We start from the raw sequence: 23,999 nt of genomic DNA, 5'->3' as shown, positions 1-23,999 counted from the left end.
GTGTGCCGATGGGATGCGTCAGACACATCCACTCCGCCCGGAGGTCCTCCCATGTTCAACCCGACACGCCGTCAACAACCTGATTAGTCACTACAGCTAGCAGAGCCGGGAGCACCGCGCACCGGACGAGCCCGTGAACCACCCGGTTCGCCCTTGAGGAAGACCTGGTTGGAGTAGAGCACTGCTGTTGTTGCGACGACAACCAGCAGTGACGACGTTGTCAGGCCCCAAACGAGTTGCACCTCTCGGCGAGCATTCCGGTCACCCCCACATCCCACGAACGACTCACCGGACGACCGCGTCCCGTCCTCTCGCGCGTCCACATGCGGGACGACCAGCGGTACGACCGCACCGGCGCGATCACCGTCACCGGCGTGGCGACCGGATTCGGACCGTTCGGGCCCGATCAAAACCACCCGCGAGTGCCGTTCCTGTGACACAGCACCGGAAAACGTCCCGATTTTTCCGCCTGAGCACTCCGTTTGCACTATGACGCACATCACTTCAGACCGAATTTCACGTCACGGAGCGTGTGCGTACCGACCAGTAGAGCCAATGAGCACTCTCGTGCGGCGCAGCGGTTACACCCGGTCAGTCCTCACCCGGTCGGCGGCGAACGGGTGCCGGTTTGGGGTCTTGTTCCCGGAACACCCACCTCCTAGCTTTTCACCTATACGGGTCTTGCGCACCCGCCCCGAGCGTCCTGGAGGACACGAAATGTCAACGATGACCCGCCCCCAGGCTCTGTCCGTCACTCTTCCGAGCTACAAGGACGATTCCGTGCGTATCACCGCAAGTGACTCCGTTCGCATCACGGCGAACGACTCCGTTCGGATCACCGCGGCCGATTCCGTGCGCATCACGGCCGGGGACTCGGTGCGTATCACGATGACCGACTCCGTGCGCATCACAGCGAGCGATTCGGTCAGGATCACGGCCACGGACGACTCGGTGCGCATCACGGCCACGGACGACTCGGTCCGGATTACTGCCACGGACGACTCGGTGCGCATCACCGCGACCGACGACTCCGTCCGCATCACGGCGTGCGACGACGACTCGGTCCGCATCACGGCCCGTCGCGACGAGCTCACCCTCGCGGCCTGAACCACCAGGGGGCGGCAGCTCAGGCCGCGGGTTCACCCAGGTACTGCAACCACTGCGGGTCGGCCTCGGCGACACCCGCGAGCAGTCTCCAGTGCGGACCGCGGGGCGCGGCCGGCACGACGCGCAACCGCCAGCCCAGTTCGGACAGCAGCTTGTCCGCCTTGCGGTGGTTGCACTTCGCGCAGCACGCGACGCAGTTCGTCCAGGTGTGAGGTCCGCCACGCGAACGCGGCACGACGTGGTCGATCGTCTCCGCCCGTCCGCCGCAGTAAGCACAGCGGTAGCGGTCGCGGTGCATGAGCCCGGCACGGGTCATCGGCACGCGGCCGCGGTAGGGCACGCGAACGTAGGTGCTCAGCCGGATGACCGAGGGCACGAGCACCTCGGACTTCGACGAGTGCAGCACGAGCCCGGAGGCGTCACCGTGCACGACCTCGGCTTTCCCGCACACCACCAGGACCACCGCCCGGCGCAGCGACAGCGCCGTGAGCGGCTCGAACGTGGCGTTGAGCAGCAGGACCTTGCGTCTGCCCCAGGGGAACACCGCCGGCGTCGGACCGGAACCTCCCCCGTCGCGGCCCCCGTCGGGCACTGCCCGCAGCTCGGGCTGATTTCGGCATGGGGGGACCGTCGGCGCCGTCTCGCCTGGTGGCGAGGCGCCGATAGGGGTCGGTTGTCGGTCTGGCACGCGACCACCTCCACCGGTTCAGCCCTAGGAGACCACACTTACCAGGAAAAAATCACGTGTGATAAGTGACGCGTCACGGATGTGTGATCGAACCCGGGGTGAACCAGCGCCCTATCGGGGATCGTTTTCAACAGCCGCTACCCTTGCCAAGGTGACAGAAGCCCCTTCCACACCACTGCCTGCGACGATCACGTACCCGATCGCCGAGCGGCTGAACCTCGTCGAGCAGCTCCACGGGCGAGAGGTCGCCGACCCCTACCGCTGGCTCGAGGACACCGCGGACCCCCGCACCGAGGCGTGGTCGCAGGCGCAGGACGGGCTGGCCCGCTCCTGGCTGGACGCGATGCCCGGCCGCGACCGCCTGGGCGAGCGCCTGAGGGAGCTGATGCGCACGGGTTCGGTGTCCACGCCGACCTGGCGCGCCGGCCGCGCGTTCTTCACCCGCCGCGGCCCCGAGCAGGACCACCCGGTCGTCGTCGTGCGCGAGACCGACGGCACCGAGCGCGTGCTGTTGGACGTGAGCGTGCTCGACCCGTCCGGCAGGACCACCCTGGACCGCTGGTCCCCGAGCCTCGAAGGCACGCGCCTGGCCTACCAGGTGTCGGTCGGCGGCAACGAGCACTCGCTGCTGCACGTGCTCGACGTGGACACCGGTGAGCTGGTCGAGGGCCCGATCGACCGGTGCCGCTACTCCTCCGTCGGCTGGCTGCCCGGCGGCGAGGAGTTCTACTACGTCCGCCAGCTCGACCCGGCGCTGCTGCCGGAGGACGAGAAGCTCTTCCACCGCCGCGTGTGGCGCCACCGGGTCGGCACCGACCCGGAGACCGACCTCAACGTGCACGGCGACGGCCTGGAGCACACGTTCTACTACTCGCTCACCGTCTCGCAGGACGGCCGCTGGCTGGTCGTGAGCGGTGCGCCCAGCACGTTGAAGCACGACTCGGTGTGGATCGCCGACCTGCACGGCGACGCGGTGCTGAACCCGGTGCTCCTGTCCGACGCCGGCGCGCAGTGCTCGGCGTTCGTCGCCCGTGACGGACGGCTCTACCTGCACACCAACCTCGGCGCGCCCCGGCAGCGGCTGTGCGTGGCCGACCCGGCGAACCCGGCCGAGTGGACCGAGCTCATCAGCGAGGAGCCGGACTCGGTGCTCGACGGCGTGCGCTGGCTGAACGGCGACCTGGTCGTCCTGCGCACCCGGCACGCGGTGTCCGAGCTGCACCTGCACAACGCCGAGACCGGCGCGCACCTGCAGGTCGTCCCCATGCCCGGCACCGGCTCCGTGCACGGTCTGTCCGTCGTGGACGCCCTGACCGGCCACGACGAGGACGCGCTGTGGTTCGGGTGGACGGACTTCGTCACGCCCGCCTCGGTGTTCCGCTACTCCGCCGCCACCGGCCAGACGGTGCTGCACGAGGCCGCTCCCGGTCGCGTCGAGCTGCCCGCGGTGACGACGCAGCAGGTCGCGTACACGTCCAAGGACGGCACGACGGTGCGGATGTTCGTCGTCAGCGGCGAGCAGAAGCCCGACCTGCCCCGCCCGGCGCTGCTGACCGGCTACGGCGGCTTCGCGATCGGCCGCGGCCCCGGCTACAGCGCCACCACCCTCGCGTGGGTCGAGGCCGGCGGCGTGTGGGTGCACGTGTCGTTGCGCGGCGGCGACGAGGAGGGCGAGGAGTGGCACGTCGACGGCATGCGGCAGAACAAGCAGAACGTCTTCGACGACTTCCACGCCGCGGCCGAGCACCTCGTGCGCACCGGGTGGACCACCCCGCAGCAGCTGTCGGTCATGGGCGGCAGCAACGGCGGTCTGCTCGTGGGCGCCGCGCTGACCCAGCGGCCCGACCTGTACGCGGCCGTGGTGTGCTCAGCACCACTGCTCGACATGGTGCGCTACGAGAAGTTCCTGCTCGGGCGGCTGTGGGCGGACGAGTACGGCAGCGCGAGCGTGTCCGAGGAACTGGGCTGGCTGCTCTCCTACTCGCCTTATCACCAAGTGGTAACGGACGTTGAGTACCCTTCCGTCTTGTTCACGGTGTTCGAGTCGGATTCTCGTGTGGACCCCAACCACGCCAGGAAGATGTGCGCGGCACTGCAGCACGCTTCGTCCAGCGATCCGACCAAGCACCCGGTGCTGATCCGCCGCGAGACCGAGGTCGGTCACGCGGGCCGGTCGGTCAGCCGGACGGTGGCTCTCGCCGTGGACCAGCTGACGTTTCTCGCGAATGCCACGGGCATGGAGTTGTAGGAGGGCACGACCACGTGTTGGCGACGAATCCGGTGGATGACGCCGCGAACAAGACCGCGGAGGCGGTTGAGTTCTTCGACAGGTACGGGCCGGACATCATCGCGGGCGCGGTCAAGATCCTCGTGATCCTGATCGCCGCGTTCGTGATCAGGGCCCTGCTGCGCAAGGTCATCGACCGGATCACCACGCCGGGCAAGGAGGGCAAGAAGCCCGGCCTGCTCAAGCCGCTGCGCGAACGTGCTCCGCAGGCGCTCGGGAACCTGATCTCCGAGCGCCGCGAGCAGCGGGCGAAGACGATCGGCTCCGTGCTGAAGTCCGTCGTCACGATCCTGGTCTTCGGAATCGCGTTCCTCGAGATCATGATCGTGCTGACGCTCGACATCACGCCCGTGCTGACCTCGGCGGGCATCCTGGGCGTCGCGATCGGCTTCGGCGCCCAGAACCTCGTCAAGGACTTCCTGTCCGGCATGTTCATGCTGATGGAGGACCAGTACGGCGTCGGCGACGTCGTCGACCTCGGCCCGTCCATCACCGGCACCGTCGAGGCGGTCGCCCTGCGCACCACCACGATCCGCGACACAGGTGGCACCGTCTGGTACGTCCGCAACGGCGAGATCCTGCGCGTCGGCAACTCGTCGCAGGGCTTCGCGGTCGCGGTCGTCGACCTGCCGCTGAGCTACGGCGCCAACCTCGCCGAGGCGACCAAGGTGCTGGAGCGCCGAGCCGCCGACGCGGCCGACAAGGAGCCGTTGAAGAACGACATCACGGCCAAACCGGACGTGCTCGGCGTCGAGAAGTTCACGCCGGAGGGCATCACCCTGCGGGTCACCGTGAAGACGCGCCCCGGCCGCCAGTGGGCGGTCCAGCGCAACCTGCGCGCGCAGCTCATGCCCGCGCTGGAGGAAGCCGGCTTCACCGCGAAGTAGGCGGGCCCGGGTTCAAACCTGGATGCCGGGTGAGGTAGAACACGCATTCGAGACGGTGATCACCCGGTGTCGTACCAGTTCACAGGCCTATGACCGAGACAACAGGCGGGGCGCCCTGCACGCGCGCACGCGCGTGAGTCAGGATGGGTGTGTGGGCAACCCGGTCAGCTTCTTCGAACAGGTCGGCGGCGAGGAGACGTTCCGCCGCATCGTCGCGCGCTTCTACCACGAGGTGAAGTCCGACGACGTCCTGCTCCCCCTCTACCCGGAGGAGGACCTCGGACCTGCGGAGGAGCGCCTGCGGCTGTTCCTGATGCAGTACTGGGGCGGCCCGCACACGTACTCGGAGAACCGGGGACACCCCCGGCTGCGAATGCGGCACGTGCCGTTCACGATCGGACCGGTCGAGCGGGACGCGTGGCTGCGCTGCATGAGGGTCGCCGTCGACGAGGCCGGACTCGACGAGGCCCACCGCAAGCAGCTCTGGGACTACCTGGAGATGGCCGCGAACAGCCTGATGAACAGCTGGTCTTGATCGCCCATCACCCGATCGGGTCCTTACGCAGCGACACGAATGGCAGGATGACCCCCCGTGCGACGATCCTCCGACCTCAGCCCCGAGATCGCCGAAGAGTCCGGTTGGTGGCGTGACGCCGTCTTCTACCAGGTCTACGTGCGTTCCTTCGCCGACTCCAACGGCGACGGCGTCGGCGACCTCGACGGCATCCGGTCCCGCCTGGGCTACCTCGAACTGCTCGGTGTCGACGCCCTGTGGCTCACCCCGTTCTACCGCTCCCCCATGGCCGACCACGGCTACGACGTGGCCGACCCGCGCGACGTGGACCCGTTGTTCGGCGACCTGGCCGCGTTCGACCGGCTGGTGGCGGACGCGCACGAGCACAACATCCGGGTGACCGTCGACCTGGTGCCGAACCACACGAGCGACCTGCACGAGTGGTTCCAGGAGGCCCTGCAGGCCGGTCCAGGCAGCATGGAGCGCACCCGCTACATCTTCCGCGAGGGCCGCGGCTTCGACGGCTCGCAGCCGCCGAACAACTGGACGTCGGTCTTCGGTGGTCCCGCGTGGACCCGCGTGCCGGACGGCCAGTGGTACCTGCACCTGTTCGCGCCCGAGCAGCCCGACCTGAACTGGGAGCACCCGGAGGTCCGCGCCGACCTGGAGCAGACGCTGCGGTTCTGGCTCGACCGCGGTGTCGACGGCTTCCGCATCGACGTGGCGCACGGCATGGCCAAGCCGGAGGGCCTGCCGGACATGGACATCCGCCCGCAGGCGCCGGGCGTGCTGAGCGACGACGCGCACGACCCGCGGTTCGACAACGAGGGCGTGCACGAGATCCACCGCATGATCCGCAAGGTCATGGACGGCTACCCCGGCACCATGGCCGTCGGCGAGATCTGGGTGAAGGACGACGAGCGCTTCGCCGCCTACGTCCGCCCCGACGAGCTGCACCTGGGCTTCAACTTCCGCCTGGTCGAGGCCGGCTTCGACGCCGACGCCGTCCGTTCGGCGATCGAGCACACGCTGGCCGCGGTGGCCCTGAGCGGCACGCCCGCGGCGTGGACGCTGTCCAACCACGACGTGGTGCGGCACGTGACCCGCTACGGCGGCGGTGCGCTGGGCGAGCAGCGCGCGCGGGCGATGACGCTGGTCGAGCTGGCCCTGCCCGGCGTGATCTACCTGTACAACGGCGAAGAGCTGGGCCTGCCCAACGTCGAGCTGCCGGACTGGGCCCTGCAGGACCCGACCTGGGAGCGCTCCGGCCACACCGAACGCGGCCGCGACGGCTGCCGGGTGCCGATCCCGTGGGAGGGCACCGCCCCGCCGTTCGGCTTCTCGACCGCGGTCAACACCTGGCTGCCGCAGCCGAACGAGTGGGACCACCTCACCGCGGAGGCGCAGCTGGAGGACCCCGGCTCGATGCTCTCGCTGTACCGGGAGGCCCTGGAGCACCGCAAGACGTCGCCGGCGTTCGGTGGCAACGAGCTCGAGTGGTACGGCGCCCCGGCGGGCTGCTTCGCGTTCCGGCGCAAGGGCGGCGGGCTGATCTGCGCGCTGAACACCTCGGGCGCGTCCGTGCCGCTGCCCCCTGGCCGGGTGCTGCTGTCGTCCGGTCCGATGGACGGCGACCAGCTGCCGCCGGACACCGCCGTGTGGCTGGTCTGACACCGCAATTCGTTCGACCGCGGCGGCGGGGCCGGTGAGGATGGCGGGCGTGCGTTCCCGTGGAGTCCTCGCCGTCCTCGCCGCCGCCGTCCTGTTCGGCACGACCGGGACCGCGCAGGAGCTCGGTCCCGGTGGCCTCGACCCGCTCGCGGTGGGCGCTGCCCGCGTCGTGCTCGCCGGGGCGGTCCTGTTCGCCGTCGCCCAGGTGTCGGGCGCTTACCGCGGCACCCGCTTCTCGTGGCCCGTCGTGGTCGCGGGAGCGGTCGGGGTCGTCGCCTTCCAGATCGGGTTCTTCACCGGTGTGCGGCTGAGCGGGGTCGCGGTCGGCACGGTCGTGGCGCTGGGCTCCGGGCCCGTGTGGGCGGGCATCGTCGAGTGGCTGAGCACGCGCAGGACGCCGTCGGCGCGCTGGCTGGCCGCCACGGCGCTGGCGGTCGCGGGCGTGGCGGTGCTGACCGGCGGCGGCACCGGTGTGTCGTGGCTCGGGGTGGCGGCGTCGTTGCTGGCCGGGCTCGGGTACGGCGTCTACACGGTGGCCGGGTCGCGGTTGATCGCGCACGGCCAGCGTTCCCACGGCGCGATGGGGCTCATGTTCGGCGTGGGTGCGCTGGTGTTGGTGCCGATGCTCATCTGGCGGTGGCCGGGCGGCCTCGACTCCACCGGCGGCATCAGCATCGCCCTGTACCTGGCGCTGGTGCCCACGGTGGTGGCGTACCTGCTGTTCGGTGCCGGGCTCAAGGTGCTGCCCGCCGCGACCGTGGCCACGCTGACGCTCGCCGAGCCGGTCGTGGCGACCGCGCTGGGAGTGCTGGTGCTGGGTGAGGAGATCACCGCGGCCACGGTCGCCGGCGGGCTGCTGGTGCTCGGCGGGCTGTCGTTGCTGGCGTTGCCCGCCCGGCCGGAGGTCGCCCTCGACCGCCGGTAGCGGGTCAGACGATCAGCGGCAGCATCGAGTGCCGGCGCCGCACCACGGCCCCGTAGCGCGCGTCGATCCGCAGCCACGAGTCCGTCGCGGTCACTCGCACCTCGCCGTCCTCGCCGAGGAAACCCATGCCGGACAACGCGAACAGGCACCGCAGCGGGATCTTCACGTCCAGCCCGGACCCGGTCACCGTCAGCACGACCTGGTCCAGCAGCGAGGCCGGTGGCGTGCCCTGCGGGCCGGTGTTCTCCCGCGCCACCTCGACGCCCTCGTCCGCGAGCTTCGCGACGACCTCGACCGGTAACCGGTCCACCAGCAGCCAGCCCTCCGCGGGCGGCAGGGCCGAGCGCCACATCAGGTCCTTGGCCGGTCCCGGGTCGATGCGCTCGTCGCGCATCACCGCGAGTCCGGTCAGCAGCTCCGACCCGGCCACCGTGACGTCCGCCGGGTTCGCCTGCCCCGCAACGGTCCGCGTGGCCAGCGTGTCGAACGGCGTCGCCACCCACGCGTCCAGCAGCTCCTCGTCGCGGTTGCGCAGACGCACCACCGTCTGCCCGTCCAGCCGCACCGCGCGCGCGGCGAACGCGCCGAGGTCGTCTCTCTCGGCCGCGTCGGCCAACACCAGCTCAGGCACCGTTACCTCCGGCACGCCAACCCGCGAGGAAGTCGCGTTCGGCCTCGGTCAGACGACGCGGGCGCGCAGTCGTCAAGTTGTAGGGAGCCATCAGCGTCTCCGCCTTGGCGACCACCGGGCTACCCGTTTCCCGGCCGCTCCGCACCACGTAGTCGAGGGTGAAGGACGCCGACCGCAGCTCGCGCACCGACATCTCCACGACGATCTCCTCGCCGGTGAACACGATCGGCGCGAGGTAGTCGACCACCAGCCGCGCCACGACCATGCCCTCGGCCATCTCCTTGACCCCGTGGCGGGCGGCCTCGGTGAACAGCAGCTCGATGCGGGCTTCTTCCAGCAGTGTCACCGTCTTCGCGTGGTTGATGTGACCGAACGCATCCATGTCCGACCACCGCGGCCGCACACCAGTGACGAAGACACCCATGCACGGACCCTACCGAGCAAACCCGGCCGCATCACGAGCGAGTCCCCTCGCGGAACGGGTGGAACGGCGAGGGCGCCGCGGAGAGAACTCCTCCGCGGCGCCCCTGTCGTCCGTGCCTGCTAGCGGACCATGCTCCGCACCTGCCGCGCGGCGACGGAGAGCGTGGCCAGGTCGAGCTGGTGGACCCGGTTGATCTCCTCCAGCGCGCCGCGGGAACGGGCCAGGCGCGAGGCGTTGGCCTGCTCCCACTTGGCGATCTTCTCGGCCGCCGTGTCGTCCTCGTCGCTCGCCCTCAGCACGTCGACCGAGATGGCCCGCAGCGACGTGTAGAAGTCGTCGCGCAGCGCGAGCCGGGCCAGCGCGTGCCAGCGGTTGCCGCGTTCCAGGCTCGTCACCGAGTCCAGCATGTGGTCGATGTCGAGGTGGTCGGACAGCGCGAAGTACAGCTCGGCCGTCTCCCGGTGGGTGCGCTCCGGGCCCGCTCCGCCGGTCGGGCCGAACTCGCGTTCGGCCAGCTCGGCGATCTCGGTGACGTCGAGCAGGCCGTACATGTAGAGCAGCGCGGCGACCTTGCGGGCCAGCTCCGCGGGAACGCCCTGTTCGACGTACCGCTCGGCCTTGCCCGCGACGACCGCCAGCTCCTTGCCCTGCAGCAGGTCGAAGGCCGACGGGCTCAGCTGCTCCACCACGCCGCGGAAGCGGCTGATCGTCGAGCCCACCGCGAGCGGCTGCGGGCGGTTCGACAGCAGCCAGCGCGACGCCCGGTCGAGCAGGCGGCGGGTCTCCAGGACCATGCTGTCCTGCACGTCCGTCGAGACCGCGGTGTCCAGCGCCTCGATCTCCCGCCAGATCGACGGCAGGTCGAAGACCTGGGTGACCACGGCGTACGCGCGCACCGCGTCCGTGGCCGAGGCGCTCGTCTCCTCGGCGAGGCGGAACGCGTAGGAGATGCCGCCACCGTCGACGACCTCGTTGACCACGACGGTGGTGATGATCTCCCTGGCCAGCGGGTGGTTCGGGATCGCGGCGCCGAAGCGTTCGCGCAGCAGGCTCGGGAAGTAGTCCGGCAGCTTGCGGGTGAACGTGTCGATCGTCGGGATGTCGCTGGCGAGCAGCTCCTCCTTCAGCGTGAGCTTCGTGAACGCGAGCAGCGTCGCGAGCTCCGGCGAGGTGAGGCCCTCGCCCGCCTTCTCCAGCGCCTTGAACTCCGCCGGGCTCGGCAGCGCCTCCAGCTGGCGGCTCAGCGCGCCGCGGGCCTCCAGGTCGGCCGTGAGCCGCGCGTGCACCGACAGCATCGGGGCGGCGTGCGCCCGGCTGACGCCCAGCACGTTGTTCTGCGAGTAGTTGTCCGCCAGCACGAGCCGGCCGACCTCGTCGGTCATCTCGGCGAGGACCTCGTTGCGCTGCTGCTGCTCCAGCGAGCCTTCCCGGACCAGGTGGTCCAGCAGGATCTTGATGTTGACCTCGTGGTCGGAGCAGTCGACGCCGGCGGAGTTGTCGAGCGCGTCGGTGTTGACCTTGCCGCCGGTGCGCGCGAACTCGATGCGGCCGCGCTGGGTCAGCCCCAGGTTGCCGCCCTCGCCGATGACCTTGACCCGCAGGTCGGCGCCGTTGACGCGGATCGAGTCGTTCGCCTTGTCGCCGACGTCGGCGTGCGACTCGATGGACGCCTTCACGTACGTGCCGATGCCGCCGTTCCACAGCAGGTCGACCGGCGCGAGCAGGATGGCCTTCTTCAGCTCCGGCGGGGACAGCTTCTGCACGCCCTCCGGCAGCCCCAGCGCGACGCGGGCCTGCTCGGAGATCGAGATCGACTTCGCCGTGAGCGGGAAGACGCCGCCGCCCTCGCTGATCAGCGAGCGGTCGTAGTCGTCCCACGACGAGCGCGGCACGGAGAACAGCCGCACCCGCTCGGCGAACGACGTGGCCGCCACCGGGTTCGGGTCGATGAAGATGTGCCGGTGGTCGAACGCGGCCACGAGCCGGATGTGCTCGGACAGCATCATGCCGTTGCCGAACACGTCACCGCTCATGTCGCCGATGCCGACGACCGTGAACTCCTCGGTCTGGGTGTCGAGGCCCAGCTCGCGGAACGAGCGCTTCACGCTCTCCCACGCACCCTTGGCCGTGATGCCCATGGCCTTGTGGTCGTAGCCGATGGAGCCACCGGAGGCGAACGCGTCACCGAGCCAGAAGCCGTAGCTCTGCGACACGCCGTTGGCGATGTCGGAGAACGTCGCGGTGCCCTTGTCCGCGGCGACGACCAGGTAGGTGTCGTCGGCGTCGTAGCGCACGACCTGCGGCGCGGGCACGACCTCGTTGTTGATCAGGTTGTCGGTGAGGTCGAGCAGGCCCGAGATGAACATCTTGTAGCAGGCGATGCCCTCGGACATGAAGTTCTCTCGGTCGATGCCGGGGTCGCCCGTCGGGGCGATCGGCTTCTTGACCACGAACCCGCCCTTCGCGCCGACCGGCACGATCACCGCGTTCTTCACGGCCTGCGCCTTGACCAGGCCGAGTACCTCCGTGCGGAAGTCCTCGCGGCGGTCGGACCAGCGCAGACCACCGCGGGCGACGCTGCCGAAGCGCAGGTGCACGCCCTCGACCCGCGGCGAGTACACGAAGATCTCGAACTTCGGCCGCGGTGCCGGCAGGTCCGGGATGGCCTGCGGGTCGAGCTTGACCGACAGGTACGGCCGGGCGTTGCCGTCGGCGTCGCGGAAGAAGTAGTTCGTCCGCAGCGTGGCGTTGATCAGCGTGAGCAGGCTGCGCAGGATCCGGTCCGCGTCGAGGCTCGTCACGTCGTCGATCAGCTTGCCGGTCTCGACGACCATGGTCTCGGTGCGGTCGGTGCGCGTGGCGTCGTCGAGCCGCGGGTCGAACCGCGCCTCGAACAACGCGACCAGCGCGATCGCCACGCTCGTGTGGCTGAGCACCGCGTCCTCGATGTAGTCCTGCGAGTACGGCGTGCCCGCCTGCCGCAGGTACTTCGCGTACGCGCGCAGCATCGCGGCCTGCTGCCAGGTCAGCCCGGCCTGCAGCACCAGCGAGTTGAACCGGTCGACCTCGGCCTCGCCGCGCCAGACGGCGGCGAACGCGTCCTGGAACCGCACCCGCACGTTGTCGAGGCCGGCCTCGGACAGCTGCGACAGCGCGGCCTTGTCGATGCGCAGGCCGAAGTCGTAGATCCAGCACTGCACGCCGTCCTCGCGCGCGATCTCGTACGGCCGTTCGTCGACCACGATCACGCCCATGCGCTGCAGCATCGGCAGCACGTCCGAGAGCGTGATGCCGTCGCCGGTCACGAACAGCTTGAAGCGCCGCTCCCCCGGCTCGGCGTTCTCGGGCACGTAGAACACCATGTCGAGGTCGCCCTGCACGAGCGCCTCGATGCGCCGGTAGTCCTCCAGGCCCGTGGAGGCGGGGAAGTCCTCCTTGTAGGCCTCCGGGAAGACCGCGGCGAACCGCTGGCCCTGCTCCGTGGCCGACTCGGCGCCCAGGTCGTCGCCGACGACGGCCTCGACCATGCGGTCGTCCCAGCTGCGGATGGCCTCGGCCAGCTTCAGCTGGATCGCGTGCGTGTCCGGCTCCAGCGTCCGGTGCGGGTCCGTGTGCACCATGAAGTGCACCCGCGCCAGCGCCGACTCGCCGATGCGCGCGCTGTACTCCAGGTTCAGCCCGCCCAGCTCCGCGAGCAGCACCTCCTGCATCGCCAGCCGGCTCGTCGTCGTGTAGCGGTCGCGCGGCAGGTAGACCAGGCAGGAGAAGAACCGGCCGTACGGGTCGCGCCGCAGGAACAGCCGCAGCCGGCGGCGTTCCGCGAGGGCGATGACCCCCGTCGTGGTCTGGTAGAGCCACTCCTCGTCCACCGAGAACAGCTCGGTGCGCGGGTAGTTCTGGATCACCTCCAGCATCCGCTGGCCCGAGTAGGACTGCAGCGGGAAGCCCGCGCGGTGGATCACGTCGCGCACCCGGCGCTCGATCACCGGGATGTCCAGCACGTCCTCGTGCAACGCCGTGGTGCTGAAGATGCCGAGGAACCGGTGCTCCCCGGTCACGTTGCCGGCACCGTCGAACGTCTTCACGCCCACGTAGTACGGGTAGACGCTGCGGTGCACGCTGCTCTGCGCACTCGCCTGCGTCAGCACCAGCGGGTTCGGGCTCAGCGCCTGCGCGCCGTTGTCCGGCCCCTCGGTGAGGCTCCGCGCGGCGAGGCTGTCCTGCCGCAACACCCCGAGCCCGCTCGCGAGCACGGCCCGCAACGCCGGGTCGTCGTCCTCCTGCACGAGCTCGTACTGCCGGTAGCCCATGAACGTGAAGTGCCCGTCCGCGAGCCACCGCAGGAGCTTCGCGGCATCCGCGGACGCCTCGTCGGAGGCGCCCTTGTCCAGCTCGTCGGCCAGCTGCAACGCCGTCGACGCCATCCGGTCGGTGTCCTCGACGACCTCGCGGACGTCGGTCAGCACCGACAGCAGCCGGGACTCCAGCTCCCGCGCCCGGTCGGCATCGGTGATGAGGTCGACCTCGATGTTCATCCACGACTCGGCGAGCGCGTCGGCCGGCGGATCGGCCGGGTCCGCGGTCGGCAGCACCTCCAGGCGCTCACCGGTCACCGGGTCGCGGCGCACCACGACGATCGGGTGCACCACCCGCTGCACCTGCAGACCGCCGCGGGTGAGCTCGGATGCGACCGAGTCGACCAGGTACGGCATGTCGTCGGTCACGACCTGCACCACGGTGACGGGGCACTGCCAGCCGTCCTGCGAGCGGGTCGGGTTCAAGATCCTGACCGCTGCCCTCCCGGGCACGCGGCTCTCGGCCAGCCGGTAGTTCGACCGCACCGCACCGACCAGGTCCACCGGGTCGTCGTCGTTGACTTCCTCGGCGGGCACGTGGCGGTAGAACAGGCGGATCAGATCAGCGAGTTCGGGGGCATTGGCGGCGGCCCGTTCGATCAGCTCGTCACGGACCTGCTCAGGACTGGCCGGTCGACTGCCGCCGTCCGCGGTGGTCACCGCGGAGACGTCGTCGGTTCGGGTCGGGGCTCCAGTCGAGGTCATCTTCAGGCGACTCCACGCTATCCGGCACCTCTGTGTGCCGGGTCCGCCTCCACCCTAGATGGGGTGGCGGCCGTCACCGGCAACGGGAGGGGCACTGTCGAACCACTGAATCGAGGGCTGAATCGAGTCACTTCACCAGTGATCCCAAGGCATTCCGCATGGTGGACGCAATCCCACGACGTGCACGAGCGACACTCGCCACACCTCCGTTCCTCCGTCTCATTCCGCACCTCTCACAACCGGGCCGGCGCACCACCGCCGACCTGTTCGGCGCGGCCTTCCACCGACCGCCGGGTCCTCCCGGCAGTCCTGAGTGGATCTGTTCTCGCCGGACCTAGGTACCCGGCAGGGTCCAGCCGCCAACACCGTCGGTCTGAACACGACGGATCGGGCCGGTGGTCTCTTCCTCCGACGCGGTGCCCACGGGGACGATCGGGCCCGTGGTCTCCTCGCGGCTGGCCTCGACCGACAGGCCGCCGGGCGGGGTCGTGGGCGGGTTCCCCGACGTGTCCGCGGCCGGGACGGGGTGTTCGGTCGAGGGCAGCGCGGGCAGACCGAACTGCGCGTTCGCCCCGAACTGCGGCGCGGGCGAGCCGAACGACGGCTCCGCGCCGAACTGCTGCCCGGAGCCCAGCAGGTGGCCGGGGACGAACGGCTGGTCGGCGAACGACGGTTGACCGGAGCCGAACGGCGCACCGTCGCCGGACGGGAGGGGCTGCTCCTGGCCCAGGGAGGGTTCCGGTACCGGGAGCTGGGGCAGCGCCAGGTCGGGCGGCAGCGGCTGGCCGGGGATGAACGGCAAGCCGGACTCACCCGGTGCCGGAGCACCGGTCGGCTGGTCCGGGATCAGCGGGTAGCCCTCTGCCAGCGGCTGGTCCGGGATCAGCGGAAACGCGGGCGGTGTCCGGTCCTGCGTGGACGGGAGGCCCGGCTGCGGCTCGTCCTGGCCGAGCGGCACTGCGGGCGTCGGCTGGTCACCGTCCACGGTCGACCAGTCCTCAGTGGCCAGGTCGGCGGCCTGGAACTGTTCCTCGTCCTCGCGGCGACCGGTCTCGTAGGCGACCAGGGCCTCGGCCAGCAGGTCGGCCAGGCTCAGGTCACTCGGCTTGCGGCGGCTGCTCGGGCGGCCGTTCGACGGCTTCGCGGGCGTGTCCTCCACCGGAGCGGGCGAACCGACGGCCTCGGTCGCCGCGGCGGGGTCGGCCTCGACGCCCGGTCCTGCCGTTTCGCCCAAGCTCTGCTCCGACGGTGCGGCAACTGTGGACGAGAACCCGGCGGAGCGCGGGGTCCGGGCCGTGTGCGCGTCGGGGTGGAGCTGGACGGGAGCGGTCGGGAGGTCGGCTAGGTCGTCATCGACGTCGGCAGCGCTCAGGAACGTGTTCGTCAGCAGGTCCGGCTCGGAGGGCCGCGGGACCTCGTCCGGCACGGGGACGGACGGCACCGGGTCCGGGACGGGCGGCACCGGCTCCGGCTCGTGCTCCGGGGTGGGGCGGGGCTGGGAGGGGTCGGGCGGCTCGGCGGGCTCCGGGTCCGGGATCGAGGACGTCGACCAGTCGGGCTTGGCGGACTGCGAGCGCGCCGCGAGGTCACCGAGGTCGAGGGAGCTGAAGTCGAGTTCCGGCAGCGTGAGCTCGGGCAGCTTCAGGTCCGGCAGGCTCAAATCCGGCAGGTCCAGGTCCTGCGGGTCCAGGTCCGGCTCAGCCGGTTCGGGGGCCGGGGGCGGTGTCGGCTCGGCCGCCGGGAAGCCTGATGCCGGGGTGAAGAGCGGGTAGGCCGGGTCGTCGACGTGCGGACCGAAGTCGGGAGCGGCCGGCGGGCGGGAGAAGGCCGCCGCCAGGCCGGGGCGGGCGGTGCGGTCCGGCTGGTCGGGGTCGCCGAAGAGGTTCGGGCCGGTGGTCTCCGGAGGGCCTGACGGCTCATCGGAGGCCGCTTGCGCGGGCGGACTCGTGGAAAGGTCCGCGAAGAAGGACTGGGACGTACCGGGGTCCGCAGCGTCTGCGGAGTAGCCGGGAACGCGCTCGTCGCGCAGCCGGTTCGGGGGGTCGACGCGCCACGACGGGGCGTCCGCCTCGGACTCGACCGGCGCCGAACGGGTGGCGTCGGGGGCACGGCGGCGACCACCGGCGCGCAGGCCCTGCGCCTTGAGCTTGTCGAGGACGCTCTCCTCCTGCGAGGAGGGCACGAACGGCGGCTGCGCGAACGGCGACCTGGTGCGCAGGGTGGCCTGGCGGTCGGGGTCCGCGACGCCGACCCCGGAGGCCGTGCCGTCCGGAGATGCGGTGTCCGGATAAGCGGTGTCGCCACCGGCGGTGTCGCTGTCGGCGGCCGCGCGAGCAGCACCCTTGAGAGCGGCTTCCTGGCCCGCACTCTCCTGGTGCGAACCCTGGTGAAGGGCCGCTTCCCGGCGCGCTGCCTCCTGCCGCGCTGCCTCCTGCCGCGGTATCTCCTGCCGCGCTGCCTCCTGCCGCGGTATCTCCTGCCGCGCTGCCTCCTGCCGCGGTATCTCCTGCCGCGCAGCCTCGTGACGAGCGGACTCGTGCCGCACCGCCTCCTGCCGGGCCGCCTCCTGCCTTGCTGCCTCGTGGCGCGCAGCCTCCTGCCGTGCGGCCTCCTCGCGTTCCGCGGAGGCGCGGAGGGCTTCCTGACGCGCGGCTTCTTCGCGCACGGCCTCTTGACGCGCAGCCTCCTGGCGCGCTGCTTCCAGGCGGGCGGCCTCCTGCCGAGCCGCTTCCACGCGGGCGGCCTGGGCTCGGGCAGCTTCGACGCGGGCAGCCTCACGGGCGGCGACCTCGCGAGCGGCCTCCTGAAGCGCCGCCTCCTGGCGAGCCGCCTCCTGGCGAGCCGCCTCCTGCCGGGCCGCCTCTTGGCGAGCGGCTTCCTCCCGCGCGGCTTCCTGACGGGCCGCCTCCTGACGGACTGCCTCCTGACGGGCCGCCTCCTGCCGGGCGGCTTCCTCCCGAGCAGCTTGCTGGCGGGCCGCCTCTTGCCGCGCGGCTTCCCGGCGCTGAGCCTCCCGGCGAGCGGCCTCTTGGCGGGCAGCCTCCTGGCGGGCGGCCTCCTCGGCGGCCTGGCGGGCCTCGCGTTCGACCTTGGCGCGCTCCTCGGCGCGCGCCGCGCGTTCTGCCTCGATCTGGCGGCGGGCCTCGCGCTGCAACTCCATGAGCTGCTGCTCGACCTTGCGCTTGCGCTCCTGGTCGGCGCTCAGCTGCGGCTCGGCCGGCGCGGGATTCGCCGACGGGGCATCCTCGGGCGACGCGGGGATGACGGGGATGACCTCGGTGGCGGCGGCAGGTGTGTCCTCGATCTCGCCGGCGGCAACGCGGGCGGCACGGCGGCGGCCGCTGACCATGGCGCCGGCCGAGGCGATGAGACCGGACGCGGGAACCGTGCGCTCGGAGACGGGTGGCGGCTCGACCGGGTCCGGCGTCTTGTCGCCGGGCTCGCCGAAGGGCTGGACCAAGCGCCAGCGATCGGCGGCGTGTGCTCGTGCCGCGGACAAACCCTCCACGGTCATGTCTTCGGCAGCCCGGCGTGCCCGCTTGACCTTCAGGCCGTCCGCCTTGCGGACCTGGACCGGGCGCCACTGCCGGAGCTGCTGCTTCAGGGCGGCGGGCAGGAGGCCGTCGGCGGGCCTGGTCATGCCCTCGATCGGGCGGAGCAGGTCCGCGAGCTGCCGGTGCAGGTCGGCGGGCTGGCGGTGGACGCCGGAGAACTCGGCGGCGAACCGGGCGCGCACGGCGTAGACGGCGCGGGCACGGCGGCGTTCCGCGGCGTGGGCGGAACGGAGGTTGGTGAGCGCGTCGGCGAGGTCACCGGCCACCTCGTGCACGTGCGCCAGCGCCAGCAGGCTCTCGGCGAGCACCGTGTCGAGCTGGTGGCGTTCGGCGCTGGTCGCGGCGTCGCGCAGCATGTCGCGGGCCACGGCGACCCGGCCGGCGGGCAGGTGCACCCGCGTGGCGAGGGCCAGGCGGAGCCAGCCCGCGGTGGAGGCGCCCGGTGCGCGCACCGGGCGGTCGAGCAGTGGGGCGCCGACCTCGGTCGCGTCGAGCATGCGGTTCGCGTCCATCAACGCGAGCGCCAGCTCCAGCGTCAGCCGGCCGTGCGCCTGGCCGCTGTCCGCTGACTGGTCGGCGAGCCGGCTCAGCAGGTCGAGGCCTTCGCGTGCGGCACCGATGGCGGCGGCGATGTCGCCCCACCGGCGGTGCTGCGCGGCCTGCACGGCGCGGATGAGACCGCGCAGCACCAGCCGCATGTCCTCGTCGAGCTCGGTGTCGGCGACGTAGAGCTGGTCGGCCTCGGCGAGCGCGCGGGTCGGCTCGTCGCCGCGGCCGACGGTGACCAGGCACTCGCTGGCCTGCACGAGAGCGGACGCCCGCAGCTCCGCGGGCACGTCCGCCGCCTCCAGGACGGGCATGACGGCTGCGAACCCGGTCAGCGGCGCGCCCACGGCACGCGCGCACGCCGCCAGCTCGACCCGCAGCAGCCACGCCGTCTCTTGGTCCCCGGCGGCCTCGGCCGCCTTCAGCGCGTCGAGTGCCCGGTCGGCGACCCGGACGCCGCGGCCCACGCGGTTGCCCGCGAAGACCACGAGCGCCTCGGCCCGCAACCGCTCGGCGTCGTCCTGACGAGCGGAGGTGAGCGCCAGCACGCGCTCACCCAGCACCAGAGCGAGCTCCGGTGCCCGCCAACGCAGCCGCCAGGCGGGCACGGCCAGCGTGCTCACCTCGACGTTCGCCTGCGTCTCGCCCCTCGCCGCCACGACGTCGCCGTTGCCCTCTCAGTCCCGTGTCAACTTGCGGTAGGTGACGCGGTGCGGCCTCGCGGCGTCGGCACCCAGGCGCTCGAGCTTGTTCTTCTCGTACCCCTCGAAGTTGCCCTCGAACCAGTACCACTTCGACGGGTCCTCGTCCGTGCCCTCCCACGCGAGGATGTGCGTGGCGACGCGGTCGAGGAACCACCGGTCGTGGGAGATGACCACGGCGCAGCCGGGGAACTGCTCAAGCGCGTTCTCCAGCGAGCCCAGGGTCTCGACGTCCAGGTCGTTCGTCGGCTCGTCCAGCAGGATCAGGTTGCCGCCGAGCTTGAGCGTGAGCGCGAGGTTCAGGCGGTTGCGCTCACCGCCGGACAGCACACCCGCGGGCTTCTGCTGGTCAGGACCCTTGAAGCCGAAGGCGCTGACGTACGCGCGGGACGGCATCTCGACGTTGCCGACGTGGATGTAGTCGAGCCCGCCGGACACGACCTCCCACACGTTCTTCTTCGGGTCGATGCCGCCGCGGTTCTGGTCGACGTAGGACAGCAGGACCGTCTCGCCGACCTTCACGGTGCCGGCGTCCGGCTCCTCGAGACCGACGATGGTCTTGAACAGCGTCGTCTTGCCGACGCCGTTCGGACCGATGACGCCGACGATGCCGTTGCGCGGCAACGTGAACGACAGGTCGTTGATCAGGACCCGGTCGCCGAAGCCCTTCTTCAGCTTGTCGACCTCGACCACGACGCTGCCCAGACGCGGGCCCGGCGGGATCTGGATCTCCTCGAAGTCGAGCTTGCGGGTCTTCTCCGCCTCGGCCGCCATCTCCTCGTAGCGGTCGAGACGCGCCTTGGACTTGGCCTGGCGGGCCTTGGCGCCGGAGCGCACCCACTCCAGCTCGTCCTTGAGGCGCTTCTGCAGCTTCTGGTCCTTCTTGCCCTGGACCGCGAGCCGCTCGGCCTTCTTCTCCAGGTAGGTGGAGTAGTTGCCCTCGTACGGGTGGGTCCGGCCGCGGTCGATCTCGAGGATCCACTCGGCCAGGTTGTCCAGGAAGTACCGGTCGTGGGTCACGGCGAGCACGGCGCCGGCGTACTGCGCGAGGTGCTGCTCCAGCCACAGGACGCTCTCCGCGTCCAGGTGGTTGGTGGGCTCGTCGAGCAGCAGCAGGTCGGGCTTGCTCAGCAGCAGCTTGCACAGCGCGACGCGGCGGCGCTCACCACCGGAGAGCTTGGTGACGTCGGCGTCCGGGGGCGGGCAGCGCAGGGCGTCCATCGCCTGCTCCAGCTGGGAGTCGAGGTCCCACGCGTCGGCGTGGTCGAGCTCCTCCTGGAGCTTGCCCATCTCCTCCATCAGCTCGTCGGAGTAGTCGGTCGCCATCAGCTCGGCGATCTCGTTGAAGCGGTCGAGCTTCACCTTGATCTCGCCCAGGCCCTCCTGGACGTTGCCGAGGACGGTCTTCTCCTCGTTGAGCGGCGGCTCCTGCTGGAGGATGCCCACGGTGTAGCCGGGCGACAGGTACGCCTCGCCGTTATTGGGCGTGTCCAACCCCGCCATGATCTTGAGCACGCTCGACTTGCCGGCGCCGTTGGGACCGACCACACCGATCTTCGCGCCGGGGTAGAACATGATCGTGACGTCATCGAGGATGACCTTGTCACCGTGCGCCTTGCGCACCTTTTTCATGGTGTAGATGAACTCGGCCATGGCGGCGATCGTAGAGCGGTGCCCGGAGGCCGTTGACCTCGGTCGCCGACAAGCAGGTGTCCAGGTCCGGATCGAGCGGCACGCGAGACGGTGACCAGCTCATTCCATTCGAACGTGAACGACCCTCGGCGATCGGTCCTCGTCGGCCCGGTCTACGAGCTTCCCTCCTTCTCGGATCGCAGTGCGTACATCATCTCCGGCGGTGCCGCCGGATCGTGCGGGTTCCCGAACTCCGGTACGAGTTGCCCCGATCGGCGCAAGATCAGAACGGTGCGGTCGCCACGGCCGGGTTCCCCGCGAGATCTTCGCTCACTCGCGGTTCTACGACGGTGGCGGCGCCCAGGGACTGGACCCGGCTGAGGTCGAGCCCGATGGTGCTCGCGTCCACGTTCAGCACGGTCTTCTTCTGGTCGTCCTTCTCGTAGACCCGTGTCCGGAGCCGGCCCTGGACCACCACGGGATCGCCCTTGCCGACCGCGGTGCGCACGGTGTCGGCGAGCTTGCGCCAGCACGTGACCCCGAGCGTCAGGGTCTCGCCGTCCTCCCAGTCGCCGATCGCGGTGTTGTACCGGCGCTCGGTCGAGGCGATGCGGAAGAAGGCGTTGCTCCTGCCGTCCTCGCCGACGCGGTGGCTGACGTCGCCGACCACGGTGCCAACAACGGTGATCACGGTGGAATTCCAGGCCATGGGACTCGCCTCCAGGTCGAGGGGTTGCGGGTCCAGGTTGCTCCGGCGGCGGGGCGGGGTGGTGGCGTGGACGGGGATCTGTGGACTACTCGCGGGTTGTGGACAGGTCGGGATCTTGAACCGCCTCGGACCGGGGAATTGTCGGCCCCGTGTGCTAGTGCGCCACTCGACCCGCGCGAGTGAGTGAGTGCCCACTCATTGACATGAGTGAGTACTCACTCATACAGTGGCGGACGTGCCAGAGGAACCACGCCGCCGCCGTGCCCCCGCGATGAGCCCGGAAGACCGCCGCGAAGCGATCGTCCAGGCGACGCTGCCGCTCGTCGTCAAGGCCGGCGCGAACGTCACCACCAGCCAGATCGCCGCCGCGGCCGGGATCGCGGAGGGCACGGTGTTCCGCGTCTTCAGGGACAAGGCGGAGCTGCTGGACGCGTGCGTCCAGCGCGCGTTGCACTCCGACGAGGAGGTCGCCCGGCTCGCGGCGATCCCGGCGGACGCACCGCTGGAGGAACGCCTGACCGCGGGGGTCGCCACGTTCAGCGGCTACCTGGACCGCATGTGGGGCCTCATCGGCACGTTGCGCGAGACGGGTTACCGACCGCACGACGAAGACCACAAGAAGCACAAGGGACCGCCCATCGGCATGCAGCAGCTGTCGGACGCGGTCGCGGAGCTCTTCGGCGACGCGGATTTGCGCGTCAGCCCCGACCTCGCCGGGCGGATGCTGCTCGGCGCCGTCTTCACCAACCGCATGGGCGCGGGCTTCGGCGAGACAGAAGCCGAACCCGCCGCCATCGTCGAGCTCTTCCTGCACGGCGCGCTCAAAGGGGGAACAGATGAGTGAGCTCATGATCGAGGCCCACGAGGTCAGCAAGAAGTTCGGTGACGTGACCGCGCTCGACGGCGTGAGCGTCACCGCCAGGAAGGGCACCGTGCTGGGCCTGCTCGGCCACAACGGCGCCGGCAAGACCACGCTGGTCAACATCCTCACGACCATGCTGCCGCCCACCGGTGGCGACGCGCGGGTCGCCGGCTTCGACGTCGTGAAGCAGGGCCACGAGGTGCGCAGCCGGATCGGCCTCACCGGCCAGTTCGCCGCCGTCGACGAACAGCTGAGCGGCCACGACAACCTCGTGCTGATCGCACGCCTGCTCGGTGCCAGCGGACGGCAGGCCCACCAGCGCGCGGACGAGCTGCTGGAGCAGTTCGACCTCACCGACGCGGCCAGGCGCAACGCCAAGACCTACTCCGGCGGCATGCGGCGCCGCCTCGACCTGGCCGCGTCGCTGGTCGGCCGCCCCGAGGTGCTGTTCCTGGACGAGCCGACCACCGGTCTCGACCCGGCCAGCCGCCTCGCGATGTGGGAGATCGTCGAGAAGCTCGTCGCGGACGGCACGACCGTGCTGCTCACGACGCAGTACCTGGACGAGGCCGACCGGCTCGCCCACTCGATCACCGTGCTGTCCCACGGCAAGGTCGTCGCGTCCGGCACGTCCGCGGAGCTCAAGGCCCAGGTCGGCCAGCGCACGGTGACCGTGACGCTCGACTCGGCGTCCGATGTGGACACCGCAGTGCGGGCGATCACCTCGGTCGGCCTCCACCCGGTCGCAGAAGGCCTCACGCTCACCACTCCCGTCAGCGCCTCACGCGACCTTGCGACGGTCGTGCGCGCGTTGGACGACAACGGCTTGGAGGCACACGAGATCGGCCTCAAAGAGCCCACTTTGGACGACGTCTACCTCACGCTCGCCGCGAACTAGGGGGAAATCATGGCGACATTGACCTGGCACGGCAGCAGCTACCCGACACAGGTTCTCGTGCTGACCGGCCGTTCGCTGCGCGCACTGCTGCGCACGCCCGCGCTGGTGTTCTTCAGCATCCTGCAGCCGTTGATCATGCTGACGCTGTTCAGCCAGATCTTCAGCAGCATCACCTCGACGGCGAACTTCCCGCCGGGCATGAGCTACATCAACTTCCTGCTGCCCGCGATCCTCGTGAACACCGCGATGCAGTCCTCTCTCGCGTCCGGCATCGGGCTCGTGCAGGACATGTCGAACGGTGTGCTCGCACGGTTCCGTTCGCTGCCCATCAGGCCCAGCACGGTTCTGTTGGCACGCAACCTCTCCGATGCCGTGCGGACCGCGTTCCAGCTCGTGCTGATGATCGCGTTCGGCGTGCTGGTGTTCGGGTTCCGGCCCGATGGCGGTGTGCTCGGCACGCTCGCGGCGCTGGGGCTCGCCCTGGTCGTGGGATGGGCGCTGAGCTGGGTGTTCATCGCGATCGCGGCGTGGGTGCGCAAGGCCGAGCTGATGCAGACCGTCGGCTTCCTCGCAATGTTCCCGCTGATGTTCGCGTCCAGCGCGTTCGTGCCGATCAACGGCCTGCCGGGCTGGTTGCAGGCGGTCGCCAAGATCAACCCGCTGACCTACGCGGTCGACGCCGCCCGCAGCCTCGCACTCGCCCACCCCGTCACGGGCGTGGCCGGCGCACTGGTCACGAGCGGCGTGATCGCCGCCATCGGAGCGTTCTTCGCGGTCCGCGGCTTCCGCAGGCCGTTGTCGCTCTAGTTGTAGTGACTAATCAGGTTGTTGACGGCGTGTCGGGTTGAACATGGGAGGACCTCCGGGCGGAGTGGATGTGTCTGACGCATCCCATCGGCACAC

At 70.6% G+C, this 23,999-nt stretch carries 16 protein-coding genes; 9 read left to right on the top strand and 7 right to left on the bottom strand.

The genetic code is table 11. The annotated features are described in order from the left end of the window. Positions 1-489 precede the first annotated feature (489 nt). The gene (locus AB0A63_RS40100; RefSeq protein ID WP_360401928.1) at positions 490-1,107 is read left to right on the top strand and encodes a DUF2345 domain-containing protein; all 618 of its coding nucleotides are present in this window, start codon (positions 490-492) and stop codon (positions 1,105-1,107) included. Positions 1,108-1,126: 19 nt separating this feature from the next. Here AB0A63_RS40100 and AB0A63_RS40095 read toward each other — a convergent pair whose 3' ends face one another. After that, a complete protein-coding gene (locus AB0A63_RS40095; protein WP_360401925.1) occupies positions 1,127-1,699 on the bottom strand; it encodes an HNH endonuclease in 573 nt (190 codons plus the stop codon). Between the two features lie 247 nt (positions 1,700-1,946). On the opposite strand from AB0A63_RS40095, the gene AB0A63_RS40090 reads away from it, so the two are divergent. From AB0A63_RS40090 to AB0A63_RS40070, 5 genes are all read left to right on the top strand, one after another. Then, a complete protein-coding gene (locus tag AB0A63_RS40090) occupies positions 1,947-4,043 on the top strand; it encodes a prolyl oligopeptidase family serine peptidase (protein ID WP_360401922.1) in 2,097 nt (698 codons plus the stop codon). A 95-nt stretch (positions 4,044-4,138) separates the two neighbouring features. Next, positions 4,139-4,969, top strand: a complete 831-nt coding sequence (locus tag AB0A63_RS40085) for a mechanosensitive ion channel family protein (RefSeq protein WP_360401931.1) — start codon at positions 4,139-4,141, stop codon at positions 4,967-4,969. A 151-nt stretch (positions 4,970-5,120) separates the two neighbouring features. Next, complete coding sequence (locus AB0A63_RS40080; RefSeq protein ID WP_360401919.1) at positions 5,121-5,504, top strand: globin; 384 nt, start codon at positions 5,121-5,123, stop codon at positions 5,502-5,504. Positions 5,505-5,561: 57 nt separating this feature from the next. After that, positions 5,562-7,154: a glycoside hydrolase family 13 protein gene (locus AB0A63_RS40075; RefSeq protein ID WP_360401916.1), complete on the top strand. Its 1,593-nt coding sequence runs from the start codon at positions 5,562-5,564 to the stop codon at positions 7,152-7,154. 49 nt (positions 7,155-7,203) lie between these two features. Then, positions 7,204-8,079 carry an EamA family transporter gene (locus tag AB0A63_RS40070; RefSeq protein WP_360401913.1) on the top strand — a complete coding sequence of 292 codons (876 nt, stop codon included), beginning with the start codon at positions 7,204-7,206 and terminating at the stop codon, positions 8,077-8,079. Between the two features lie 4 nt (positions 8,080-8,083). Here AB0A63_RS40070 and AB0A63_RS40065 read toward each other — a convergent pair whose 3' ends face one another. The 6 genes from AB0A63_RS40065 to AB0A63_RS40040 all read right to left on the bottom strand — a co-directional run bounded on the left by AB0A63_RS40065 (position 8,084) and on the right by AB0A63_RS40040 (position 21,318). Beyond that, positions 8,084-8,710 carry a hypothetical protein gene (locus AB0A63_RS40065; protein ID WP_360401910.1) on the bottom strand — a complete coding sequence of 209 codons (627 nt, stop codon included), beginning with the start codon at positions 8,708-8,710 and terminating at the stop codon, positions 8,084-8,086. Further along, positions 8,703-9,134, bottom strand: coding sequence for a thioesterase family protein (locus AB0A63_RS40060; RefSeq protein WP_360401907.1), 432 nt, complete (start codon positions 9,132-9,134; stop codon positions 8,703-8,705). The genes AB0A63_RS40065 and AB0A63_RS40060 overlap by 8 nt, the downstream gene beginning before the upstream one ends. 119 nt (positions 9,135-9,253) lie before the next feature. Continuing rightward, entirely contained in the window at positions 9,254-14,194 is a 4,941-nt protein-coding gene (locus tag AB0A63_RS40055) for an NAD-glutamate dehydrogenase (RefSeq protein WP_360401904.1), read from the bottom strand. A 334-nt stretch (positions 14,195-14,528) separates the two neighbouring features. After that, positions 14,529-18,953 carry a hypothetical protein gene (locus AB0A63_RS40050; protein ID WP_360401901.1) on the bottom strand — a complete coding sequence of 1,475 codons (4,425 nt, stop codon included), beginning with the start codon at positions 18,951-18,953 and terminating at the stop codon, positions 14,529-14,531. Positions 18,954-18,971: 18 nt separating this feature from the next. Next, positions 18,972-20,648, bottom strand: coding sequence for an energy-dependent translational throttle protein EttA (gene ettA / locus AB0A63_RS40045; protein WP_360401898.1), 1,677 nt, complete (start codon positions 20,646-20,648; stop codon positions 18,972-18,974). Between the two features lie 262 nt (positions 20,649-20,910). Further along, positions 20,911-21,318: a single-stranded DNA-binding protein gene (locus AB0A63_RS40040; RefSeq protein ID WP_360401895.1), complete on the bottom strand. Its 408-nt coding sequence runs from the start codon at positions 21,316-21,318 to the stop codon at positions 20,911-20,913. A gap of 253 nt (positions 21,319-21,571) precedes the next feature. On the opposite strand from AB0A63_RS40040, the gene AB0A63_RS40035 reads away from it, so the two are divergent. The 3 genes from AB0A63_RS40035 to AB0A63_RS40025 are packed head-to-tail and all read left to right on the top strand — an operon-like array spanning position 21,572 to position 23,903. After that, positions 21,572-22,180 carry a TetR family transcriptional regulator gene (locus tag AB0A63_RS40035; protein ID WP_360401892.1) on the top strand — a complete coding sequence of 203 codons (609 nt, stop codon included), beginning with the start codon at positions 21,572-21,574 and terminating at the stop codon, positions 22,178-22,180. Beyond that, positions 22,173-23,096: an ATP-binding cassette domain-containing protein gene (locus AB0A63_RS40030; RefSeq protein WP_360401889.1), complete on the top strand. Its 924-nt coding sequence runs from the start codon at positions 22,173-22,175 to the stop codon at positions 23,094-23,096. The genes AB0A63_RS40035 and AB0A63_RS40030 overlap by 8 nt, the downstream gene beginning before the upstream one ends. 9 nt (positions 23,097-23,105) lie before the next feature. Further along, a complete protein-coding gene (locus AB0A63_RS40025; protein WP_360401886.1) occupies positions 23,106-23,903 on the top strand; it encodes an ABC transporter permease in 798 nt (265 codons plus the stop codon). The last annotated feature ends 96 nt before the right edge of the window (positions 23,904-23,999 follow it).

Origin of the sequence: Lentzea sp. NPDC042327 (assembly GCF_040647275.1) — a bacterium.
Lineage (GTDB): Bacteria > Actinomycetota > Actinomycetes > Mycobacteriales > Pseudonocardiaceae > Lentzea.
Note: the sequence above shows the minus strand (reverse complement) of the source record. Positions and strands in the feature narration are given on the sequence as shown.

Excerpts from the sequence above, each read along its gene's own strand:
- AB0A63_RS40060 (WP_360401907.1), bottom strand. The coding sequence starts at position 9,134 with ATGGGTGTCTTCGTCACTGGTGTGCGGCCGCGGTGGTCGGACATGGAT.
- AB0A63_RS40030 (WP_360401889.1), top strand. The coding sequence starts at position 22,173 with ATGAGTGAGCTCATGATCGAGGCCCACGAGGTCAGCAAGAAGTTCGGT.
- AB0A63_RS40100 (WP_360401928.1), top strand. The coding sequence starts at position 490 with ATGACGCACATCACTTCAGACCGAATTTCACGTCACGGAGCGTGTGCG.
- AB0A63_RS40025 (WP_360401886.1), top strand. The coding sequence starts at position 23,106 with ATGGCGACATTGACCTGGCACGGCAGCAGCTACCCGACACAGGTTCTC.
- ettA (WP_360401898.1), bottom strand. The coding sequence starts at position 20,648 with ATGGCCGAGTTCATCTACACCATGAAAAAGGTGCGCAAGGCGCACGGT.
- AB0A63_RS40055 (WP_360401904.1), bottom strand. The coding sequence starts at position 14,194 with ATGACCTCGACTGGAGCCCCGACCCGAACCGACGACGTCTCCGCGGTG.